The organism is Lysobacter sp. P5_C4 (assembly GCF_054049695.1).
This window is the reverse complement of the sequence record NZ_JBFULX010000004.1, coordinates 394,197-415,066: the sequence shown is the minus strand read 5'-3', so window position 1 is coordinate 415,066 and position 20,870 is coordinate 394,197. Positions and strand designations below refer to the sequence as shown.

The following is a 20,870-nucleotide window of genomic DNA, read 5'->3' as shown; positions in this document are numbered from 1 at the left end:
GCAATAAAAAACCGCTTGGATTCAAGCGTTTGTAGACGCGCGAGACAATGGATTCAGCAACGTGTTCGTTATCTCGCCGGAAGGGACTGGTTAAGGAATTGTTCGGGGTCTAAGGTCCGGCGCAGTGGCCTGTAACGGCCTTCGCATTTCTTCTTCTTCGAGTTCTTCGGCAGGAGGGAATGACCATGGCGACCACGCGCAACATCGGGCGCCTCAAGCGCACCACGCTCGCAGCCGCGTTCGGGCTGTGCTTCATCGGTGGCGTCAGCGCCCAGACCAATACGGCGGGTGCGGTGGCGGGGCACGCCTCGGCAGGCGACACGATCACCGTGGCCAATCCCGCAACCGGGTTCACGCGCACGCTTACCGTCGGCGCAGATGGCGGTTTCCGTTTCTCGCAGATCCCGATCGGCCAGTACACGGTCACGCGCAACGGCAGTTCGCCCAAGCAGATCACGGTCAACGTCGGGACGTCGGCGAACGTCGACTACGCGGCGCCCGCGGCGGCAGGCGGCCCGCAGGAACTCGAAGGCGTGGAAGTCGTCGGGACCGGCGCGGTCAACCCGATCGACGTCACCTCGGTCGAATCGACCACCATCCTGACGTCCGAACAGATCGCCAAGATTCCCGTGCCGCTCAACACCACTGCCGTTGCGCTGCTCGCGCCCGGCACCGTCCGCGGCGATGCGGTCTTCGGCAACCTCGCGTCCTTCGGTGGCGCGTCGGTGTCGGAGAACGCGTACTTCATCAACGGCTTCAACATCACCAACGCGTTCCGCAACCTCAACTTCGCGCAAGTGCCGTTCGAGGCGATCCAGGAACAGCAGATCAAGACCGGTGGTTACGGCGCGGAATTCGGCCGTTCGCTCGGCGGCGTGGTCAACCAGATCACCAAGCGCGGCACGAACGACTTCCACTTCGGCGGCAATGTCTTCTGGAGCCCGAAGGACCTGCGCGAGGACGTGCACGATGCCTTCCAGACCAACGGCGTGCTGCGTTCGGACAACTCGCAGGACACCGTGGACGAATGGCGCACCAACATCTGGGCCAGCGGCGCGCTGATCAAGGACAAGCTCTTCGCCTACGGCCTGGTCTCCTACGGCAAGACGAAGAACGAAACGTGGGGCAACGCGGTCGCGTCGACCAACCTCAGCGACGACATCGAGTTCCCGACGTGGCTGTTGAAGATGGACTGGAACATCAGCGAGAGCCACATCCTCGAGTTCACCGCGTTTTCCGACAAGCAGAAGACCGAAGAGGAAGTCTTCGCCAACCGCCCGGGCGTCACCGAACGCCTCAACCTGGTCGGTGTCAACTTCCAGGACCAGGGCGGCGAGAACTACATCCTCAAGTACACCGGCTATCTCACCGACACCTTCACCCTGTCGGCACTGGCCGGCCACGGCGAATTCACTCGTGAGCAGCACCTGCGCACGGCTGCCGGACTGCCTGTGCAATACAACGGCGACATCAATTCGATCGCAACGGGTTGCCCGCAGATCGTCGATGCGCGCCCGGAGTACCGCCGGATTGCGACGGGCGTGTATTCGAGTACCTGCAACATCACCAACCTGGCGAACAATGGCCAGATCGACCGCACCGACTCGGGCGACACGCGCGACCAGTTCCGCGTCGATGCCGAATGGCAACTGGGCGACCACCTGCTGCGCTTCGGCTACGACAGCGACGACTTCGAGTCCATTGCGGGCGTGGCGATCGAAGGCGGGTTCCAGTGGCGTTACACCACGGTCGACCCCGATGGCATCGAGAACAGCGGCGACGAATTCGACCGCGCGCGCCAGCAGTTCTTCCAGCAGGGCGCCACCGTCAAGGTGAAACAGCACGCGTATTACATCCAGGACGCCTGGAACATCACCGATAACTTCATCGGCTACTTCGGCCTGCGCTGGGATACGTTCGAGAACCTCAACGGCAATGGCGAGAGCTACGTCAAGATCAGCAACCAGTTCGGCCCGCGCCTCGGCTTTTCGTGGGATGTGTTCGGCGATTCGACGTTCAAGATCTTCGGCAACGCAGGGCGCTACGCGCTGCCGCTGACGCCGTCGGTGGCCGTGCGCGGTGCGTCGGCGTCCTTGTTCAGCCGCGAGAGCTTCGACTTCGACCAAACCGTGGATCCGACCACCGGTGCGCCGAACCTTCCGGTCGCGGTCCCCGACAGCTTCCTGTATCTCAACTCCGAAGATGGCCGGCCGAAGAATCCGCTGACCATCGCGTCGAAGAACCTCGATCCGATGTACCAGGACGAGTACATCCTCGGCTTCCAGAAGGCGCTGACCGACCATCTGTCGCTGGGCATCCGCGGCATCTACCGCGAACTGAAGCAGGCGATCGACGACAACTGCGATTACACCGCGGTGCTCGATGCGAACGGGTTCTCCGCCACGTTCGACGATGCAGGCGACTTCCTCGGGTTCTCGAATGCCGCCGGCGACTTCGCGCTGCTGCCCAATCCCGGCTTCCCCTATTGCCGCATGTTCAATCCGGGCAAGGATGCGGTGTTCGTGACGGACCTGCTCGGCAATGGTCAGTTGGTGACGAACGTGATCCCGGGTTCGCGCCTGTCCCCGAAGGCCAAGCGCAACTATTCGGCGATGGAGTTCTTCGTCGACGGCAGCTGGGACAAGTTCTTCCTGCAAGGTTCGTACACCTTCGCCAAGTCGATCGGCAACACCGAGGGCGGCGTGAAGTCGGACATCGGGCAGAACGACACGAGCGTCACGCAGGATTTCGATTACATCGAGCTGACGACGGATACGTACGGCTACCTGCCGAACGATCGCCGCCACAGCATCAAGCTGTTCGGCAACTACGAGATCACGGACGAGTGGTCGGTGGGCGCCAACCTGCTGATCCAGTCGGGCCGGCCGCTGAACTGCATCGGTGTGCTCGATCGCGATCCGGCGCGTGCGCCGGGTGCGCCTCCCGGCCCGGGTTACGACCCGCATCCGTACGATGCGGCCTTCATGCGCTGCAACAACCTGCCGGTGCCGCGCGGTACGGCGGGCCGATTGCCGTGGACGCAGAACCTCGACATGAACGTCGCGTACGCGCCGGCGTGGGCTGCGGGACTGCAGTTCAAGATCGACGTGTTCAATCTGTTCAATTCGCAGAAGGTCACCTCGGTCAACGAACTGGCCGAAGTGCCCGAGACGGGCCTGGCCTCCGAGACCTACCTGGTGCCCGCCAGCTTCCAGGCACCGCGCTCGGTGCGCGTCATGATCCAGTACGACTTCTGACGTTGCCGGCATGCGGGGACGAAAGGGCCGCCGAGAGGCGGCCTTTTTGTCGGTGCGAGGGGGCTGGAAACGTTACCAGCGACAGCTCACACCGTTGCAGGAGGGTCCGGAATCGCTGGAATCGGATGCAAGTACCTGATTCGAAAGTTAAAAAACTCGGAAAAGTTTTTGTTTTGGCCACTTGCGTTAAATCGCCGGAAGGTACTTGTTAAGGAAATGTTCAAGGGTCTATAGTCGGGCGGTCGGACGGCTTACCGGCTGATGTTTGTCAATCCGCAACCATCCCCGAGGGGGTTAGCAATGGCTTCTGAACATCTTAAGAAAGGCTTGAAGCGAAGCGCGTTGAGTCTCGCGCTCGGTTTTTGTTTCATCGGTGGCGTCCAGGCGCAGACCAACACCGCGGGTGCGGTGTCGGGTTCGGCACAAGCCGGTGACACGATCACCATCTCCAACCCCAACACCGGTTTCTCGCGCACGCTCACGGTCGGTGCCGACGGTTCGTATCGCTTCTCGCAGGTGCCGATCGGCCAGTACACGGTGACGCGCAATGGCAGCAGCCCGCGCAACATCACGGTGAACGTCGGTACCGCTGCAAACGTCAGCTACGCCGCCCCCACCGGTAGCCCGCAGGAACTCGAGTCCGTCACGGTCACGGGCCAGGCGGTCAACCCGATCGACGTCACGTCGGTCGAATCCACCACGATCCTCACCGCCGAACAGCTCGCGAAGATTCCGGTCGCGCGCGACACGACCAGCGTCGCGCTGCTCGCCCCCGGCACCGTGAAGGGCGATGGTGCGTTCGGCAACCTCGCGTCGTTCGGTGGTTCGTCGGTTGCGGAAAACCAGTACTACATCAACGGCTTCAACGTCACCAACTCGTTCCGCAGCCTGAACTTCTCGAAGGTCCCGTTCGAGGCGATCGCCGAGCAGCAGGTCAAGACCGGTGGTTACGGCGCTGAATTCGGCCGTTCGCTCGGCGGCGTGATCAACCAGATCACCAAGCGCGGTACCAACGAATTCCACGCCGGTGGCAATGTCTACTGGGCGCCGGATTCGATGCGCGAAGACGTCAAGAACGTCTACTACGCCAACCCGCTCGTCGCGACCGACTTCGGCCGGCTCCAGGAAGACAACTCGAAGGACACCTTCGAAGGTGTCAACGCCAACCTGTGGGCCAGCGGTGCGCTGATCAAGGACAGGCTGTTCGCCTACGGGCTGGTGTCGCTGACGAACAACGACTCGACCAACTACGGCAACATCGACGCCTTCACCAACAACGACTCGACCGTCAAGACGCCGGGTTGGCTGGTGAAGTTGGACTGGAACATCAACGACAACAACCTGCTGGAATTCTCGGCGTTCTCGGACGACCAGACCACGAAGACCAGCGTCTACGCCAACCAGCCGGGCGTGCTCGCGCGCGGCAACTTCGCCGGCAAGCTCGTCGACGAACAGGGCGGCGACAACTACGTCCTGAAGTACACGGGTTACATCAGCGACTCGTTCACGCTGAGCGCCCTGTACGGCCACGGCGTGTTCAAGCGCCAGCAGCACCTGGAGAACCCGGACGGTTCCCAAGTCGTGTACTCGGGCAACATCACCGACGCCTACTCGACCGACCCGCTCGCCAGCACCACGCTCGGTGGCTGCCCGGCGATCCTCGACATCCGTCCTGGCTACCGCAAGGCCGTGACCGGCACGTACGGCAGCTCCTGCCACCTCATGGGCGGCGCGCTGCTGCAGGCGGACAACAACGAAGACACCCGCGACCAGTGGCGTATCGACGCCGAGTGGGCGCTCGGTTCGCACCAGATCCGCTTCGGTATCGACGTCGACGATTACGAGTCGGTCGCCGGTGAAGCGAACGTCGGTGGCTGGCTGTGGCGTTACTCGACCCGCAACCCGGATGGCGTGCCGAACAACGGCGACGAGTTCGACGTCGTGCGTCGCCAGTCCACCGCCCGCGGTACGACGGTGAAGCTGGAACAGCAAGCCTTCTACGTCGAAGACAGCTGGAACATCACCGACAACTTCATCGTCTACTACGGCGGCCGCTGGGACACGTTCAAGAACAAGTCCGCGTCGGGTGACACGTTCGTCGAGATCAAGAACCAGTTCGGCCCGCGCCTCGGCTTCTCGTGGGACGTCAACGGCGACAGCACGTTCAAGATCTACGGTAACGCCGGTCGCTACGCCCTGCCGCTCACGCCGAGCGTCGCGGTGCGCGGTTCGAGCGCGTCGATCTTCCAGCGTTCGAACAACAACCTGTTCACGGGCGTCGACCCGGTGACGGGCGAGCCGATCCTGGCCGGCCCGCTGAATCCGCTGACCCTGATCAACGGCGAAGACGGTCGTGCGCACGACTCGCAGACCATCGCCGCGAAGAACCTCGACCCGATGTACCAGGACGAATACATCCTGGGCATGCAGATGGCGGTGACGGACCACATGACCTTCGGTACCCGCGCGATCATGCGTGAGCTGAAGGCCGCCATCGACGACAACTGCGACTACACCGCGGTCCTCGACGCCAACCCGGACACCGCCGGCCAGGCAGTGATTCCGAACCCGAGCTTCCCGTACTGCCGCCTGATCAACCCGGGCAAGGATGCGGTGCTGTACACCGATCTCGACGGCGACGGTCCGCTCGCGCCGGTGCTCAACACGATCCCCGGTTCGCGCCTCGCGCCGGAAGCCAAGCGTTCGTACCACGCCCTCGAATTCTTCCTCGACGGCAACTGGGACAAGTTCTTCTTCCAGGGTTCGTACACGCTGGCCTACAACAAGGGCAACACCGAAGGCGGCGTTAAGTCCGACATCGGCCAGAGCGACACCAACACCACGCAGGACTTCGACTACCGCGAGCTCGCGGTCGACACGTACGGCTACCTGCCGAACGACCGTCGCCACGCGCTGAAGCTGTTCGGCAACTACGAGATCAGCGACCAATGGTCGGTGGGCTTGAACCTGCTGGTGCAGTCCGGTCGTCCGATCAACTGCCTGGGCGTGCTGCAGCCGTGGCCGTCGGGCACGGGCTTCCACCCGTACGGTTCGTCGTTCATGCGTTGCGGTACGACGCCGGCCGGCCAGCAGCCGATTGACTTCAACGACCTGCAGGGTCCGCACTATCCGTTCGCACCGCGTCCGCGCGGCACGGCCGGTCGCCTGCCGTGGACCAACTCGATCGACCTCAATGTCGGCTACCAGCCGTCGTGGGCGGCGGGCCTGATGTTCAAGATGGACGTGTTCAACGTGTTCAACAACCAGAAGGTCACGTCGGTCAGCGAAGTGGCGGAAGACGCGGATACCGGTATTCCGCTCAACACCTACCTGCTGCCGCGTTCGTACCAGGCGCCGCGTTCGGTGCGCTTCATGGTGCAGTACGACTTCTGATCCATCGGTTGTCAGCGATAGGGGAGCGGCCGCCTTCGGGCGGCCGCTTTTTTTTGTAGGATGCGGGCAATCCTTTCGACGACGCCCCTCCCATGGACAGCGAGTTCGAGCGCCAGTGGCGATTGGCCAGGACGCTCGAGAACCAGGGCCGCCCGCTCGAGGCCAAGCCGATCTACGAAACGCTGCTCGCGGCCGATCCCGACCGCTTGTACGTGCGGCTGCGCATGTCGGTGATCGAAGAAGGGCAGGGCCACTATCGTGCGGCGCGCGAGCATGCATTGCGTTGCGCGAGCTCGGTCCGCAGCCAGCGGCCAGGCGACCTTGCGCACGTCACGCGTCGCCTGTTGGCCTTCGATGAACCGCAACTCGTCTTCGAGTTGATCATGGGGGCGGATTGGCAAGCCCCGGACCTGATCCGCAACGCGGCCATGCTTGCGCAGCATCTGTGGTTGATCGACAAGCTCGATTGCGCGCTCGACCTGATTCGCGACGTCGCGCCGCGCATCCTGCCGAGCGGCGCGTTGACCTACGCGAAGGCGCAGGTTCTCAACTACCTCGGCCGGATGGACGAAGCCGCCGCCGAATACGAGCGCTGCATCGCGATCGATCCGTCCTACGCGCTGGCGCACTGGTCGCTCGCGTCCCTGCGCAAGGCCTCGCCGCCGGGTGCGCGCACGCAACGCATCGAGCGTGCGCTTGCCGCGCTCCCGGTCGAGGACGCCACGCGCGACTACATGCACTTCGCGTTGTTCAAGGAATACGACGACGCCGGCGATACCGACGCCGCATGGCGCCATCTGCAAGCGGGCGCCGCGATCAAGCGCGCGACGGTGCCGTACGACGGCCGCGACGAACAGGCGGGCTTCGAGGCCCTCCGGCGGTGGACGCCGGTGACGACGGGCGATACACCGGCCAACGATGCATCGTTCGCGCCGATTTTCATCCTCGGGATGCCGCGCACGGGCACGACCCTGGTCGAACGCATCGTCGGCGGACACGACAGCGTCGCGCAGGGCGGAGAGCTCAACGATTTCCACAGTGCGCTGTGCATGGCGACCGATGCGTTCCTCGGCACGACCGTGACGGCCGATGTCGTCGCGCGCGTTGCCGCAGCCGATCTCGATGCGGTTGGGCGCACCTACATGGCACGCACCGAACATCGCGCACAGGGCAAGCCGTTGCTCACGGACAAAAATCCGATGAACGCGGCGTTCGCCGGCTTCATCGCGCGGGCATTGCCGAGTGCGCGCATCATCTGCCTGCGCCGCGATCCGATGGATGCATGCTTCTCCAACCTCAAGGAGTTGTTCGGCAATGCGGCGTACGGATACAGCTACGACCTGGAAGAACTCGCCGACCACTACGCGCGTTTCGACGCACTGTGCCGCCATTGGCGCGACACCTTGCCGGGCAGGTTCCTCGAAGTGCAATACGAAACACTCGTGACCGACACCGAACCCACCGTGCGCGCGTTGCTCGACTTCTGCGGCTTGCCGTTCGATGCACGCTGCATGGACATCACCGGCAACACCGCGCCGGTCTCGACGGCCAGCAGCACGCAGGTGCGCCAGCCGATCCATGCGCGCAGCGTCGGGGGGTGGCAACGCTACGCGCCGCAGCTCGAACCGCTGCGCGCGCGGCTGTCTTCGCACGGATTGCTCGACTGATGCTCCCGCAGGAAGAACAACGCCTGCGCCAGCAGGCCGACCTCCACGTCACGCGTCGGGAATTCGCGCAGGCGATCGCCCTGTACGAACGGCTCGACGCCGCGCGCCCGAACGACGCCAACGTGTTGCTGCACCTGTCCTACGCGCATTCGCTCGCCGGGCACTATCGCGCCGCGCGCGAGTATGCCTTGAAGACGCAGCGCGCACGTCCGCGCGATCCCTCGGTGTTGCGGGAGATGTTCTCGCGCCTGCGCACGTTCAACGCCGTGCCCGAGATGCACGAGGCCATCGACCGTCTCGGCCCGTTGTCGAACGTGCCGATCCCGGTGCTGCTGGCCGCGGCGGCACAATTCAGTTACCTCAACGAACAGACACGCGCACTGGCGCTGCTCGACGAAGCGCGCCGCGCGGATCCCGATTTTCCGCCCACGCTGGTCGCGCGCGCGCAGATCCTGACGTATCTCGGGCGCTTCGACGAAGCGGAGGCCGAGGTGCTGCGCAGCCACAAGCGCGCGCCGGAGATCCCGCATGGCTGGACCGTGCTCGCGCGTGCGCGCAAGCAGACCAGGACCTCCAACCATGTCGATGCGATCCGTGCGCAGCTGCGACGCCCCGGCCGCAAGCCGGAGGAAATCGCGATGCTCGCCGATGCGCTGCACAAGGAACTCGACGACATCGGCGACTACGAAGGCGCATGGGCTGCGCTGGAACAGATGTGTCGTGCGAAGCGTCCGACCTTGTCGTATTCCCGGGAAGAAACGCAGCGCCTGTTCGACGCACTGATCGATCTTCCGACGGGTCCGGTCGCGCCGGCGACGGCGACAGCAAGCACGCCGATCTTCATCGTCGGCATGCACCGTTCGGGGACCACGCTGCTCGAACAACTGCTGGACGGCCATCCCGACGTGCATGGCGTCGGGGAGCTATACGACTTCACCACGCAGATGCGGTGGGCGACAGACCATCATTGCCCGGGCGTGATCGACGAGAAAATCGTTGCGCGCGCACGCGAGGCGGACTTTGCCGCGGTGGGGCAGGGTTACCGCGACGGCATCGCGTGGCGCGTGGGAGATGCGCGCTGGTTCACCGACAAGCTGCCTTCGAACTTCCTCAATATCGGGTTCATCTGCCGCGCGCTGCCGGACGCGAAGATCCTGCACATGGTGCGCGACCCGGTTCAGACGTGTTTCTCCAACCTGCGCGAGCTGTTCTCCATGGCCAACGCGTATTCGTACGACCAGGCCGAGCTCGCCGATTTCCATCACCACTACCGGCGCCTGATGGCGCATTGGCACGCCGCATTTCCCGGGCGCATCCTCGATGTCGATTACACGGCGCTGACGCGCGACACCGAGCGCGTGTTGCGCGAGGTCTCCGCGTTCTGCGGCTTCCGTTACGAACCGGAGATGCTCGCGCTGCAGAACCGCACGCGCGGGGTCTCGACCGCAAGCGCGGTGCAGGTGCGTGGCAAAGTGGAAGCGCGGGACGTGCCGAAGTGGGCGCCGTACGAGGCGCACTTGCGGCCGCTGATCGAAGGATTGGCGCGCGAGGCTTGAGGGCGCCGGCCTACAGCACCCGGCGGATCAGAGATCCTGCTGGTACTGCACGTAGGGCACGGTGCCCTGGTCTTCGGTGTCCGCCGGCAGGGCGAAGGGATTCTTGCCGCGCGTCACCACGTTTTCCGCGCCGACGGTCAGCTGCCCGCGCCACGGGGTGCGCCACGTCAGGCCGATGCCGAAGCCCTGGAAGTTGTCCGCCTGGCCCGGCACGTCGACGACGCGGCCGATGATGTTGCCGCTGAAGTTGCCGTAGCCACCGCCCACGCTGAAGCTGCGGGTATCCCAGCGATCGGCGAGTTCCGGGACATCCGCCACCGAAACCAGGCGCGCTTTCGCGATGGTGCCGCCGATGGTGATGAAACCTTCGCGGCCGATGTTCTTCTGCCCGAACACGGCGACGTCGTGCTGCTCGACTTTCGCCCGCGCATTCGGGCTGAGCCACGCCGGCAAGGTTTCCTGCCCGGTGCCGATGCTCAGCCCCACGCGACCGCCGTTGCGGCTGAAAGCGGTGGTCGCGTTGAGATGGCGACTGTCGGTGGGCTCGTCGAGCGAAGCGAGCAGGCAATGGTTGGCGAGATTGGAAATCGCGCTGGCCACGCCGGTCTTGCGATCGCACAGCAGGCCGAGCGAATCGCCGGCATCCAGGCCGAAGGCCGTGTCGAGCGCGCCCTCACTGAATTGCTTGCGGATGCCGACCGCGGTCTGCGTGGGTTCCAGCAGCAATACCGCTTCGACCTTGCCGCTCGCCTGGTTCCAGACGGGCAACTCCACCATGCCGTCCTTGTTCCGCGATTGCGCATGCGCGCCAGCCGCCGCCACGAAGGCGATCAGGGCAATGCACAGGCGTTGGCGGAGCGGGCGTCGCATGGCGGTTTGTGACCCGGCGGACCGGTTGAAGTTCCTGTGGCGGCGGTTGTCTGAATCCTAGTCCGTTTATGTTTATTTAACAATCGTCTGGAGGCAAAAAAGTACACCCGGAGCGGGACCAGCGTCCCGTTACTGCATTCGTTCGGGGGCGGGCATGGGCGCCGAGCCCGGGGCGAACAGCCCCGCGATCTCGGCCGCCGTGAAGGCGTAGCCCTGCCCACAAAACTCGCAACGCACCCGCGCGGTCCCGTCGGCCACCGAAGCCTCGGCTTCCTCCCGCCCCAGGGACTCGAGCATGGCCGAGACGCGTTCCCGCGAGCAGGAACACCCGAAGCGCAAAGGCTTGTCGGCCAACAACTCCGGGGCTTCCTCGTGGAAGAGGCGGTGGAGCAAGGTGGTGCGGGGGAGCTCGAGGAGCTCCTTCGGCGTCAGCGTGTCGAACAGGGCGCAGGCCCGTGTCCAGCCGTCGGCATCGCCCGCGTCGCCGGGGAGCTTCTGCAGCATCAGGCCCGCGGCGCTGTTGTCGTCGGCGGCCAGCAGGAGCCGGGTGGGCAATTGCTCGGACTGGAGGAAGTAGTGCTCGAAGGCCGACCGCATGTCGCCGCCTTCCAGCGGCACCAGGCCCTGGTAGCGCTGGGGGTCCCGGCCGTGCGGGGCCGGGTTTTCGATGGTGATGGCGAGGATCGGGTCGGGCCCGAGGTCGGCCAGGCCCTGCGGCGCCGGCTGCTCGTCGTCGAACTGCGCGATGCCGCGCAGCGTGCCCGCCGCGGTGCATTCGGCGAACAGCGTGCGCAGCGCGCCGCGGCCCCGCAGTTGTACCGACAGGCGGCCGTCGACCTTCGCATGGCCGGTGAACAGCGCCGACGCGGCCGTGGCTTCGCCGAGGAGTCGCGCGATGCTTGCCGGGTACGGGCCCTGCTCCGAAGTGGCCACCCGATCGCGGATCTGGCGCCACGTGGCGTCGAGGTGGACGCGCACGCCGCGCACGCCGGCCTCGGGGAGAAGGAAACGCGTCAGGCGGTCGTCCTGGCCGTCGGCATCGTGCGGGGAAGGGGTGTCGGTCATCTGGTCGGAAATCTTCATCGGCGATGTGTCGCGCCATCGTGAGTTCGCGCGGCGATAATGCGCGCCGCACGCACGAGGGGGAAAGGACGTGGGTTCGGGAAGAACGACAGATGGGGCCGGCCCACGCCGGACGCAAGCGCGTCCGCGCCGCCGGTGGTTGCGATGGCTGCTGCTCTCGCCGCTGGTGTTCGCGCTGCTGACCACCCTCCAGGTGCTCGTGCTGCGCTTCGTCGATCCGCCGCTGAGCGCGTTCATGATCGCGCGGCATTTCGAAGCGATCGGCGAGGGCGACTTCGCGTACCGCACGCGTTACGACTGGCGTGACCTGGACGCGATCGCACCGGCCTTGCCGGTCGCGCTCGTCGCCGCGGAGGACCAGAACTTCGCCACGCACCACGGCTTCGACATCGCGGCGATCGAAAAGGCCCGCGCGCACAACCAGCGCATGGTCGAACGTGCGGAAAAACGCGGGACGCCGGTCAAGCGCCTGCGCGGCGCAAGCACCATCTCGCAGCAGACGGCCAAGAACCTGTTCCTGTGGAGCGGGCGTAGTTGGGTGCGCAAGGGATTGGAGGCCTGGTACACGGTGCTGATCGAAGCGCTGTGGCCCAAGCGACGCATCCTCGAGGTGTACGCCAACATCGCCGAATTCGGCGACGGCACCTACGGTGCGCAGGCCGCGGCGGTCCGCTTCTTCAACCGCGACGCGCGGCGGCTGACGGCCGACCAGGCCGCGCGGCTGGCCGCGGTGCTGCCCAACCCGCGCAAGTACGACGCCGGCAAGCCCGGCCCGTACGTGCAGCGACGCAGCGCGGCGATCCAGCGCCAGGCCGGGCACCTTGGGGGCGCGGCGTGGCTGCACGCGCTCGACTGAGCGCGATGCAGGCACCGGCCTTGCACTAACATCGGCGCATGGAAGCGCACCGCACCGACGAGTTCACCCGCCGCACGGGCCAGGCCCAGCCCGGCCTGACCGTGCTCGTCGCAGCCTTCGACGAAGCGCAAGCGCTGCCGCTGCTGCATCCCCGCCTGCAGGCCGTGCTCGACGGCCTGGCGCAGGATGGGCTGCCCGGTCGCGTGCTGTACGTCGACGACGGCAGCCGCGACGCGACGTGGTCGGTCCTGCAATCGATCGCCGCCGGCGATGCACGCGTCGCGCTGCTGCGCCTGTCGCGCAATTTCGGCAAGGAAGCCGCGCTCACCGCGGGCCTGGATCATGTGGGCGACGACGCGGTGCTGATCCTGGATGCCGATGGCCAGGATCCGCCGGAACTGATCCCGCAATTCGTCGCGCATTGGCGCGAAGGCTTCGACGACGTCCACGGCCAGCGCCAGGCACGCGAGGGCGAGACGTGGGCCAAGCGCGCGACGGCGCATGCGTTCTATCGCGTGATCGGCCGCCTCTCGCGCACGCCGGTGCCGCCGGACACCGGTGACTTCCGCTTGCTGTCGCCCCGCGCCGTCGCCGCGCTTCGGCAACTGCGCGAACGCAATCGCTTCATGAAGGGCTTGTTCGGCTGGGTCGGCTTCCGCCAGGTCGCGGTGCCTTACGTCCGCGCACCGCGCGCCGCGGGGCAGACCAAGTTCAACTTCTGGCGCCTGTGGAATTTCGCGATCGAAGGCATCACCGGTTTTTCGACCGCGCCGCTGCGCGTGGCGACCTACATCGGCCTGCTCACGGCGCTGCTCGCCTTCGTCTATGCGTTGTGGGTGATCGTCAAGGCGCTCGCGTGGGGCGATCCCGTCGCCGGTTGGCCCACGATGATGGTCGTGATCCTCTTCCTCGGCGGCGTGCAGCTGATCGCGCTGGGGACGATCGGCGAATATCTCGGCCGACTTTACGAGGAGGCCAAGCAACGCCCCCTCTACCTCGTCGACGCCTGGCGGCCGGCGAGGGGAGTATCCTCGGGGCAGGTGCCAGCTCAGGGACACGACGATGCGCACGGTACGCCACCTGCTCGAATCGAAAGCGCCTGAAGTCTTCGCGATCGGCCCGGACCAACCGGTCCTGGAGGCGATCAAGCTGATGGCCGAAAAGCGCATCGGCGCGCTGCTGGTACTCCAGGGCGGCCGCCTGATCGGCATCGTTTCCGAACGCGACTACGCGCGGAAGGTCGTCCTGCAGGGCCGCTCGTCGGCGACCACGCCGGTGTCCGAAATCATGAGCAGCAACGTCATCCGCGTCGGCCTGGCCGACACCGCCGACCATTGCATGCAACTGGTCACCGACAAGCGCATTCGCCACCTGCCGGTGGTCGATGGGGACGCGGTGCTCGGCGTGATTTCGATCGGCGACCTGGTGAAGGCCGTCATCGAAGACCAGCAGGTGGAGATCGACCAGCTGCAACGCTACATCGCGAGCTGACGTCTACTTCGCGTACTTGCCGCCGCACTGGGCATCCTTGCCCGGTCCGAGTTCGAGCGTCGCCAGCAAGGCCGCAGGCGGGGCGATGCTGCCGAGCGTCAGCGCGAGGGCCGCACGCAAGCCCACGCGCTTGATGTCCGGCCGGAACGAGGGATCGCGGAACGTTCCCTCGACCAGCAAGGGCGCGCGGAACGAGAACAGGCTGCGGTCCTTCGGGCGCGGGCGCAGGTGCAGGTCGAAGGTTTCGTCCTTCATGCTGATCGTGCCCTCGCCCAGGATGATCGTGTCCGTCGTGTCGAAGGCCATGCTGCGCGTCTGCATCACGCCGTCATTGACCGTGAAATCGCCGAACGCGCAGCGGATCGGGATCTTCCTGTCGCCTTCGACCAGGAATTTCAGCGCCTCGGCGATGTCGATGCCGGCGTACTCCATCAGCAGGTTGCTGATCTGTCCCTTGCCCATGCCGACCTGCGCAGCGCCGTCGGCGGTGCCGAGCATGCGGGCGATGGAATTGCCCGTGCCGGTGATATGGATGTCGCCGCCGATGTTGCCGATCGCGTCCTTCGTCAGTTCCACCGTCGGCAACAGTTGCCCGAGGTGGAGGTTGCGCACCTGCATGTCGGCACGCGTGCGGATGGGCGATTCGCGCGCATCCATGCGGATCGTCGAACGGATGTCGCCGCCGGCGACGCCGAAGTTCAGCGGGTCCAGTCGCAACAGCCCCGCGTCGATGAACAGATGCGCGTCCATGTCGTCGATCGGCAACTTCGGCGCGTTGATGCGATGCGCCTTCCAGCGCACGTCGGCATCCATCGCGCGCAGCTTGTCGAGTTCGTACGGGTGGTCGGGCAATACGCGCGCCTTGGACGCTTCCACCGCCGCCTGCTTGCGTTGCCCGGGCGTCGCGGTTTCGCCGGCGCCGGCCGGCGGTGCCTTGCCGATGAAGCCGGCGAGGTCGTCGATGTCCAGGCGCTTCGAAACCAGGTTCGCGGTGAGGATCGGGCGCTTGCGGCCGGTTTCGAAACTCGCATCGCCGCCGAGGTCGCTGTCGCCGAGTTTCCCCGTGAAATCGTTGTAGTGCCAGAGGTTGCCGGTGTCCTGGGTTCCGGTGCGTTTGGTCGAAGTGAGCTCGCGGGTCAGCCGACCATCGAACGCATACGGCGGCGAATCAGGAATCGCCATGCCGACGAGGGGATACAACTCGGCGAGGTTCGGCCCCGACAAGGCGAACTTCAGATCGAAGCCGCGCAGCCGGATCGGATCGAGCAGCGTGCCGCGCGCATGCGCCTTCGTGTTGCCTGCGGTGGCATGCACGTCGATGCGATAGGGGCGCGTGGTTTCGCGCATTTCCAGCGGCGCGTCGGCGCGCCCGTGCATCCGGAAGCTGCGCGCTTCCCACTGCCCGCCGCCTTCGGCGAGGATCGGCGGCGCCTTCGATGTCGGGTCGCGCATGTCGCTGCGCACGGCGACCGCGATGTCGGTCTTGTTCGGCGCGTCGATGAAACGCACGCGGCCGTCGTCGATCCACAGCGCGCCGTATTGCGTCGTGCCGGTCGAGGGTTCGCCGAAGATCCAGTTGCCCACGTGGTTCGGGCCATATTCCAGGCGCAGGATCGGCTTGCGCAGGCGGATTTCCGGAATGCGGACTTCGCGGTGGAACAGCAGCGGCTTGAGTTCGATCGCCAACTGCAGACATTCGGCTTGCGCCATCGTCGGGTCTTTCGACCACTTCGCATTGCCGAATCGGAAGCGGCCGATCTGCACGAGCGGTGTCCAGCCGAAGCGGTCGACGTCCAGGTTGCCGGTGATCTCGAACTTGCGCCCGGTGCGCGCTTCGACCTGCCGCTCGACAAGTGGCTTGAACCAATTCCAGTCCCAGAAGATCAGCAGCAGGACGATTGCGACCGTGGACACTCCGAGGGCGGTCCACCACGGATGTCGCTTGATCGTGCCCAGGCTTGGCGGTTCCATCCCCGCACGATCCCGGCGACGCCGTGGAACGACGGTGAACGCGTTGCGCACGATTCAGTGAAGGCGCGCCTCACGCCGCGGCGTGCACCTGCGCGAGCACCGCGATGTAGTGGCACACGCTGCCCGCGACGACGAACAAGTGCCACACCGCGTGCGAATACCGCATCGACGGGCGGTGATAAAACACGGTGCCCAGCGTGTAAGCAACCCCGCCCGCGAGCAGCCATCCCAATGTCCAGGCATCCAGTGCGTGCCACACCGGCTTGATCGCGAGCAGCACCAGCCAGCCCATCGCCACGTACACCGCCGTCGACAACAACTTGAAGCGGCCGGTAAAGAAGAGCTTGAACGCGATGCCCGCGGCCGCCAGCGACCAGATCGCGATGAAGAGGTTGCGGCCCACGTCGCCACGCAGCCCGATCAGCGTGAAGGGCGTATACGTGCCCGCGATCAGCAGGTAGATCGCGCAGTGGTCGAAGACTTTCAGCGCGGACTTGGCGCGCGGGTGCTGGACCGCGTGATACAGCGTGGAGGCGCTGTAGAGCAGCAGCAGGCTGATGGAGAAGACGATGGCGGCGGCGAGTTGCCAGCCATCGCCATGCAAGGCTGCGAGCGCGACCAGGATCGCGCCCCCGGCGAGCGCCAGGAGCGCGCCGACGCCGTGGGTCAGCGCGCTGAGTTGTTCCTCGCGGAGGGCGACGTCCATCGCGCGAGCATCCTCGCGCGTCGTGGAGTTTTTATTCCACCCTGGTTCAGTCCAGCGCGATCGCGTGCGCATGTTCCCGCGTGGCCATGAAGGTCACCCCGGGTGCGCGCTCCTGCGCAAGCTGCAGGTTCACCCGCGTGGGCGCGAGGTAGACCAGTTGCCCGGCTGCATCGAGCGAAAGGTGCATCGCGTTCTTCTCGCGGAACTCCTCGAGCTTCTTCGCATCCTCGCAGCGGATCCAGCGCGCGGTGGCGACCTGCACCTGCTCGAACAGGGCATCCACGCCGTATTCGTCCTTGAGGCGATAGGCCACCACGTCGAACTGCAGCGTGCCCACCGCGCCGAGGATCAGGTCGTTCGACATCAGCGGGCGGAAGAACTGCGTCGCGCCTTCTTCCGACAACTGCGCCAGACCTTTCTGCAATTGCTTGAGCTTGAGCGGATCGCGCAAGCGCGCGCGACGGAACAACTCCGGCGCGAAGTTCGGGATGCCGGTGAACGACAGCGTTTCGCCTTCGCTGAAGCTGTCGCCGATCGAAATCGTGCCGTGGTTGTGGATGCCGATGACATCGCCCGGATACGCGGTCTCGACGATCTCGCGGTCGCTCGCCATGAAGGTGAGCGCGTTGGCGAGCTTCACTTCCTTGCCGGTGCGGCCCTGCATCGCCTTCATGCCGGCGGTGAACTTGCCCGAGCAGATGCGCATGAACGCCACGCGGTCGCGATGCTGCGGATCCATGTTCGCCTGGATCTTGAACACGAATCCCGACAGGTGCGGTTCGTACGGGCCGACTTCGCGCGTCGTGGTCGCGCGCGGCTTGGGCGGCGGTGCGTGTTCGACGAAGAAATCGAGCAGCAACTGCACGCCGAAATTGTTGACGGCCGAACCGAAGAACACCGGCGTCTGCTTGCCGGCGAGGTAGGCGGCCGGATCGAAGGGATGCGATGCGCCCTGCACGAGTTCGAGTTCATCGCGCAATTCGGCGAGCATGGCCTCGCCGAGGCGCGCGGCGACGCCCGGGTCGTCGAGCGACGGGAAGATCGTCGAATCCTGGCGCGTGAAATTGCGGCCCGGTTCGTACAGGTGCACTTCCCCCGTGACCAGGTGGACGACGCCCTTCAGGCGCTGGCCCATGCCGATCGGCCAGGTCACCGGCGCGCACTGGATGTCGAGCACGGATTCGACTTCGTCGAGCAGGTCGACCGGCGGCTTGCCTTCGCGATCGAGCTTGTTGATGAAGGTCATGATCGGCGTGTCGCGCAGGCGGCACACTTCCATCAACTTGATCGTGCGTTCCTCGACGCCCTTCGCCACGTCGATGACCATCAGCGCCGAATCGACCGCCGTCAGCACGCGATAGGTGTCCTCGCCGAAGTCGGCATGCCCGGGCGTGTCGAGCAGGTTGACGATGCGGCCTTCGTACGGGAATTGCATCACCGAGGAGGTGACCGAGATGCCGCGCTCCTTTTCCAGCGCCATCCAGTCGGACGTCGCGTGCCGCGCGGCCTTGCGGCCCTTGACCGAGCCGGCCATCTGGATCGCGCCGCCGAACAAGAGCAGCTTTTCGGTCAGCGTGGTCTTGCCGGCGTCGGGGTGCGAGACGATCGCGAACGTGCGGCGGCGCGCGGCTTCGAGGGAGACATCGGACATGGCGAAGGTGCGCACGGGCGCACTTGGGGCGTAAGGAAGCCGGCGATTATACCGGCAGCACTAGCGCTGGTCGGTCACGCCCGCCATGCGGAAGGGGATCGACTCCAGCCGCATCCCGCGGTTGACCTGCACGGCGAAGTGCAGGTGCGGGCCGCTGGTGAACCCGGTATTGCCCGAAAGGCCGATCTTCTGGCCCGTCCGCACGCGTTGCCCGGGGCGCACGAGCACGCCTTCGGTGCGCAGGTGCGCGTACAGGCCCATCGTGCCGTCGTCGTGGAGGATGCGGACATAGTTCGCGCGGCCGCCGTATTTCTCCAGGTCCAGGCCGGCCTTGTCGAAATCCGATTCGACCTGCATCACCGTGCCGCCGCGCGCGGCGTACACCGGCGTGCCCTGCGGCGCGCGGAAGTCGATGGCGTAGCGGTTCTGCACGTCGTCGTGGCTGAATCGCCCGTTGAAGCCTTGCTCGATGCGCAGGCGTTCCTTCGGGATCGGCACCAAGTAGTCGACATCCTGCGGCTTCGCCCGCGGATCGCCGGGGACCACGTCCATGCTCAGGCCGAACTCCGCCGCGCCCGGTTCGGCCGGCATCAGCCGCGAGAGCAGGACCGTCGTATTGGCCGGCACGGTGGCGCGCGCGGGAAGCTCCGGTTCGCCGCGCGTGTTCACCGAGCGCGTGAATTTCAGCAGCACTTCCACCGGACCTGCGATCGCGTTGTCGGCGTAGGCGAGCGATGCGCCTTCTTCGCGCTCCATTCGCAGGCGCGCCATCGCGCCCGGTTCCGCGCGCACGGGGATGACCTTCACGTGCGCGCCGGTCTTCGCCGCTTCGGCGGGCGGGTGATCGCCGTAATGGACGATGCCGTTCTTGTCGATCCAGCGGTACACCTTGCCCGCATGCACGGACATCGCGACGCACGCGAGCAACGCGCAAGCCACCACCCGCCATCGCAGGACGGCACGCATCGTCAGTCCACGCAATCCGCGGCCAGGTGCATCTGCCGCGCGACCTCACGCAGGTCGAACGCCGTCACGGCTTTGTCGTCGTGCACGGCGAACAACGCACCGCCCGGGAATTCCGGCATCGCCGCGGCATGCAACGTCACGCCGTCAGTATGCGCGGTGACATCGCCGCGGAACGTGCCGCGGGGTTGCAGGGTCACGCGATCGAACAGGTGGAACAAGGTCAGCGGCGCAAGCTGGTCGACTGCGATCCAGTAACCGCCGCCGTCCGGGCAGGTCCACAACACCACGCCCTCGGCTTCGGCGGCGAAGCTGTCCTGCGGCAGGCTGCGACCCGTGTACTGGCCGGAGAAGCTGTATTCACGCAGGGTCGATTCGTGGCGACGGTCTTCATCGGCGATGAGCAGGCGGTCGTTCGCGCGATCGCCGGCGATCGATTCGACCATGCGTAGCGCGCTGGCCTCCTTCGTATCGCCGAAGGCGCCACCGTAGTTGGCGCGCAGGCGGCCGGCCTGGTCGAACTGCACGCGATAGCGGCGCACGCGTTGGTCGAGTTCCTTGAACGGCGGCACTTCGTCGAACTGCTTGCCGTACATGAAGCTGTCGGTGACGTAGACCTCGAGCTCGCCCGGTTCGGTCTCGTTGACCCACAGGCCGTAGGGGCTGCGCAGTTGCTTCTCGCCGAAGACACCGACGAAGGTGAAATCGGGGAGCTTCAACACCTGCACGCGATGGTTGTCGCGCTCGACGACGAACACGTAGTCGCCGTACACCGCGATGCCGTTCGGGCGATCGAACTGCCCGGGCTCCTTGCCTTCGACGCCGAAGGTGCGCAGCAGCGTGCCGTTGCCCGCGTCGTACACCGACAGGCGATGCGAGGACTTGCCCGTCGCGATCAGCCACGTCGGGCCGTCCTCGGATTGCCAGGTCGCGACGGAATCGAGCTCCTCGGCGGGCGTTTCCTTCGAGACGTATCGCTCGGGGATTTCCACGGGGGCCGGCGCGCCGGCCACGGTCGTGGCAACGGCGGGAACGGTGGCCTTCGGGGCCGGAGTGGAGCCGCAAGCAGCGATGAGGAGTGTGCCCAGGACGACGGGCAGGCAACGGAGTGGGGAAGGCATGGCGCGAATTATGGCCGAGCGTGAAGGCGACTTGGCAACAGGTTCGTCACGCTCTGCAATAAGCCATCGCTTCATCGGCATGAAGCGATTGACAAGCGCGAAAGGGCGCGGCATCCTGCGGCCATCCATCGAGACCGGCTGAGGGACAGGCCCGCAGACGCCGGGGCAACCGCGACATCGCGCAAGCGATGGCGTTGGTGCCAAATCCTGCGGGGGCCCAGCGCCCACCGGCAGATGGATCGACGCCCGCGCCGAGTGCGCGGTCTTCGATTCGCATCGCCACCC

The 20,870-nt window shown here is 65.8% G+C and carries 14 protein-coding genes and 1 riboswitch; of the genes, 7 read left to right on the top strand and 7 right to left on the bottom strand.

The window, feature by feature from the left end; all coding sequences use genetic code 11:
- Positions 1–185 precede the first annotated feature (185 nt).
- From ACXJJ8_RS12315 to ACXJJ8_RS12300, 4 genes are all read left to right on the top strand, one after another.
- Entirely contained in the window at positions 186–3,257 is a 3,072-nt protein-coding gene (locus ACXJJ8_RS12315; RefSeq protein WP_499030441.1) for a TonB-dependent receptor, read from the top strand.
- A 300-nt stretch (positions 3,258–3,557) separates the two neighbouring features.
- Positions 3,558–6,650: a TonB-dependent receptor gene (locus ACXJJ8_RS12310; protein ID WP_499030439.1), complete on the top strand. Its 3,093-nt coding sequence runs from the start codon at positions 3,558–3,560 to the stop codon at positions 6,648–6,650.
- Positions 6,651–6,742: 92 nt separating this feature from the next.
- Positions 6,743–8,317 carry a sulfotransferase family protein gene (locus ACXJJ8_RS12305; RefSeq protein WP_499030437.1) on the top strand — a complete coding sequence of 525 codons (1,575 nt, stop codon included), beginning with the start codon at positions 6,743–6,745 and terminating at the stop codon, positions 8,315–8,317.
- Complete coding sequence (locus ACXJJ8_RS12300) at positions 8,317–9,873, top strand: tetratricopeptide repeat-containing sulfotransferase family protein (protein WP_499030435.1); 1,557 nt, start codon at positions 8,317–8,319, stop codon at positions 9,871–9,873. The genes ACXJJ8_RS12305 and ACXJJ8_RS12300 overlap by 1 nt, the downstream gene beginning before the upstream one ends.
- A gap of 27 nt (positions 9,874–9,900) precedes the next feature.
- Here ACXJJ8_RS12300 and ACXJJ8_RS12295 read toward each other — a convergent pair whose 3' ends face one another.
- Both ACXJJ8_RS12295 and hslO read right to left on the bottom strand, forming a co-directional pair.
- Positions 9,901–10,707: an XOO1806 family protein gene (locus ACXJJ8_RS12295; RefSeq protein ID WP_499030556.1), complete on the bottom strand. Its 807-nt coding sequence runs from the start codon at positions 10,705–10,707 to the stop codon at positions 9,901–9,903.
- Between the two features lie 165 nt (positions 10,708–10,872).
- Positions 10,873–11,826 (bottom strand): Hsp33 family molecular chaperone HslO, encoded by a 954-nt coding sequence (hslO, locus tag ACXJJ8_RS12290; RefSeq protein ID WP_499030433.1) that lies wholly within the window; start codon positions 11,824–11,826, stop codon positions 10,873–10,875.
- Positions 11,827–11,896: 70 nt separating this feature from the next.
- Between hslO and mtgA the strand changes: the two genes are divergently transcribed.
- From mtgA to ACXJJ8_RS12275, 3 genes are read left to right on the top strand one after another with little or no spacing between them, the layout of a single operon-like run.
- Positions 11,897–12,682, top strand: coding sequence for a monofunctional biosynthetic peptidoglycan transglycosylase (gene mtgA / locus ACXJJ8_RS12285; RefSeq protein ID WP_499030431.1), 786 nt, complete (start codon positions 11,897–11,899; stop codon positions 12,680–12,682).
- Between the two features lie 38 nt (positions 12,683–12,720).
- Positions 12,721–13,785: a glycosyltransferase family 2 protein gene (locus tag ACXJJ8_RS12280; protein ID WP_499030428.1), complete on the top strand. Its 1,065-nt coding sequence runs from the start codon at positions 12,721–12,723 to the stop codon at positions 13,783–13,785.
- Entirely contained in the window at positions 13,745–14,173 is a 429-nt protein-coding gene (locus ACXJJ8_RS12275; RefSeq protein ID WP_499030426.1) for a CBS domain-containing protein, read from the top strand. Before ACXJJ8_RS12280 ends, ACXJJ8_RS12275 begins: the two co-directional genes overlap by 41 nt.
- Positions 14,174–14,176: 3 nt before the next feature.
- Here the strand turns inward: ACXJJ8_RS12275 and ACXJJ8_RS12270 are convergent, their stop codons facing one another.
- The 5 genes from ACXJJ8_RS12270 to ACXJJ8_RS12250 all read right to left on the bottom strand — a co-directional run bounded on the left by ACXJJ8_RS12270 (position 14,177) and on the right by ACXJJ8_RS12250 (position 20,585).
- Positions 14,177–16,144 carry an AsmA family protein gene (locus ACXJJ8_RS12270; RefSeq protein WP_499030424.1) on the bottom strand — a complete coding sequence of 656 codons (1,968 nt, stop codon included), beginning with the start codon at positions 16,142–16,144 and terminating at the stop codon, positions 14,177–14,179.
- A 70-nt stretch (positions 16,145–16,214) separates the two neighbouring features.
- On the bottom strand, positions 16,215–16,850 hold the full coding sequence (trhA, locus tag ACXJJ8_RS12265; protein ID WP_499030422.1) for a PAQR family membrane homeostasis protein TrhA: 636 nt from the start codon (positions 16,848–16,850) through the stop codon (positions 16,215–16,217).
- 46 nt (positions 16,851–16,896) lie between these two features.
- Positions 16,897–18,501, bottom strand: a complete 1,605-nt coding sequence (locus tag ACXJJ8_RS12260) for a peptide chain release factor 3 (protein WP_499030554.1) — start codon at positions 18,499–18,501, stop codon at positions 16,897–16,899.
- A gap of 60 nt (positions 18,502–18,561) precedes the next feature.
- A complete protein-coding gene (locus ACXJJ8_RS12255) occupies positions 18,562–19,467 on the bottom strand; it encodes a peptidoglycan DD-metalloendopeptidase family protein (RefSeq protein WP_499030419.1) in 906 nt (301 codons plus the stop codon).
- Positions 19,468–19,469: 2 nt separating this feature from the next.
- On the bottom strand, positions 19,470–20,585 hold the full coding sequence (locus tag ACXJJ8_RS12250) for a phytase (RefSeq protein ID WP_499030416.1): 1,116 nt from the start codon (positions 20,583–20,585) through the stop codon (positions 19,470–19,472).
- Between the two features lie 122 nt (positions 20,586–20,707).
- Positions 20,708–20,826: riboswitch (SAM riboswitch) on the top strand.
- Positions 20,827–20,870 lie beyond the last annotated feature (44 nt).

Coding starts and splice junctions, on each gene's coding strand:
- ACXJJ8_RS12280 (WP_499030428.1), top strand. CDS start 12,721: ATGGAAGCGCACCGCACCGACGAGTTCACCCGCCGCACGGGCCAGGCC.
- ACXJJ8_RS12270 (WP_499030424.1), bottom strand. CDS start 16,144: ATGGAACCGCCAAGCCTGGGCACGATCAAGCGACATCCGTGGTGGACC.
- ACXJJ8_RS12250 (WP_499030416.1), bottom strand. CDS start 20,585: ATGCCTTCCCCACTCCGTTGCCTGCCCGTCGTCCTGGGCACACTCCTC.
- ACXJJ8_RS12255 (WP_499030419.1), bottom strand. CDS start 19,467: ATGCGTGCCGTCCTGCGATGGCGGGTGGTGGCTTGCGCGTTGCTCGCG.
- ACXJJ8_RS12260 (WP_499030554.1), bottom strand. CDS start 18,501: ATGTCCGATGTCTCCCTCGAAGCCGCGCGCCGCCGCACGTTCGCGATC.
- ACXJJ8_RS12275 (WP_499030426.1), top strand. CDS start 13,745: ATGCGCACGGTACGCCACCTGCTCGAATCGAAAGCGCCTGAAGTCTTC.
- hslO (WP_499030433.1), bottom strand. CDS start 11,826: ATGAAGATTTCCGACCAGATGACCGACACCCCTTCCCCGCACGATGCC.
- ACXJJ8_RS12315 (WP_499030441.1), top strand. CDS start 186: ATGGCGACCACGCGCAACATCGGGCGCCTCAAGCGCACCACGCTCGCA.
- ACXJJ8_RS12300 (WP_499030435.1), top strand. CDS start 8,317: ATGCTCCCGCAGGAAGAACAACGCCTGCGCCAGCAGGCCGACCTCCAC.
- ACXJJ8_RS12310 (WP_499030439.1), top strand. CDS start 3,558: ATGGCTTCTGAACATCTTAAGAAAGGCTTGAAGCGAAGCGCGTTGAGT.
- trhA (WP_499030422.1), bottom strand. CDS start 16,850: ATGGACGTCGCCCTCCGCGAGGAACAACTCAGCGCGCTGACCCACGGC.
- ACXJJ8_RS12305 (WP_499030437.1), top strand. CDS start 6,743: ATGGACAGCGAGTTCGAGCGCCAGTGGCGATTGGCCAGGACGCTCGAG.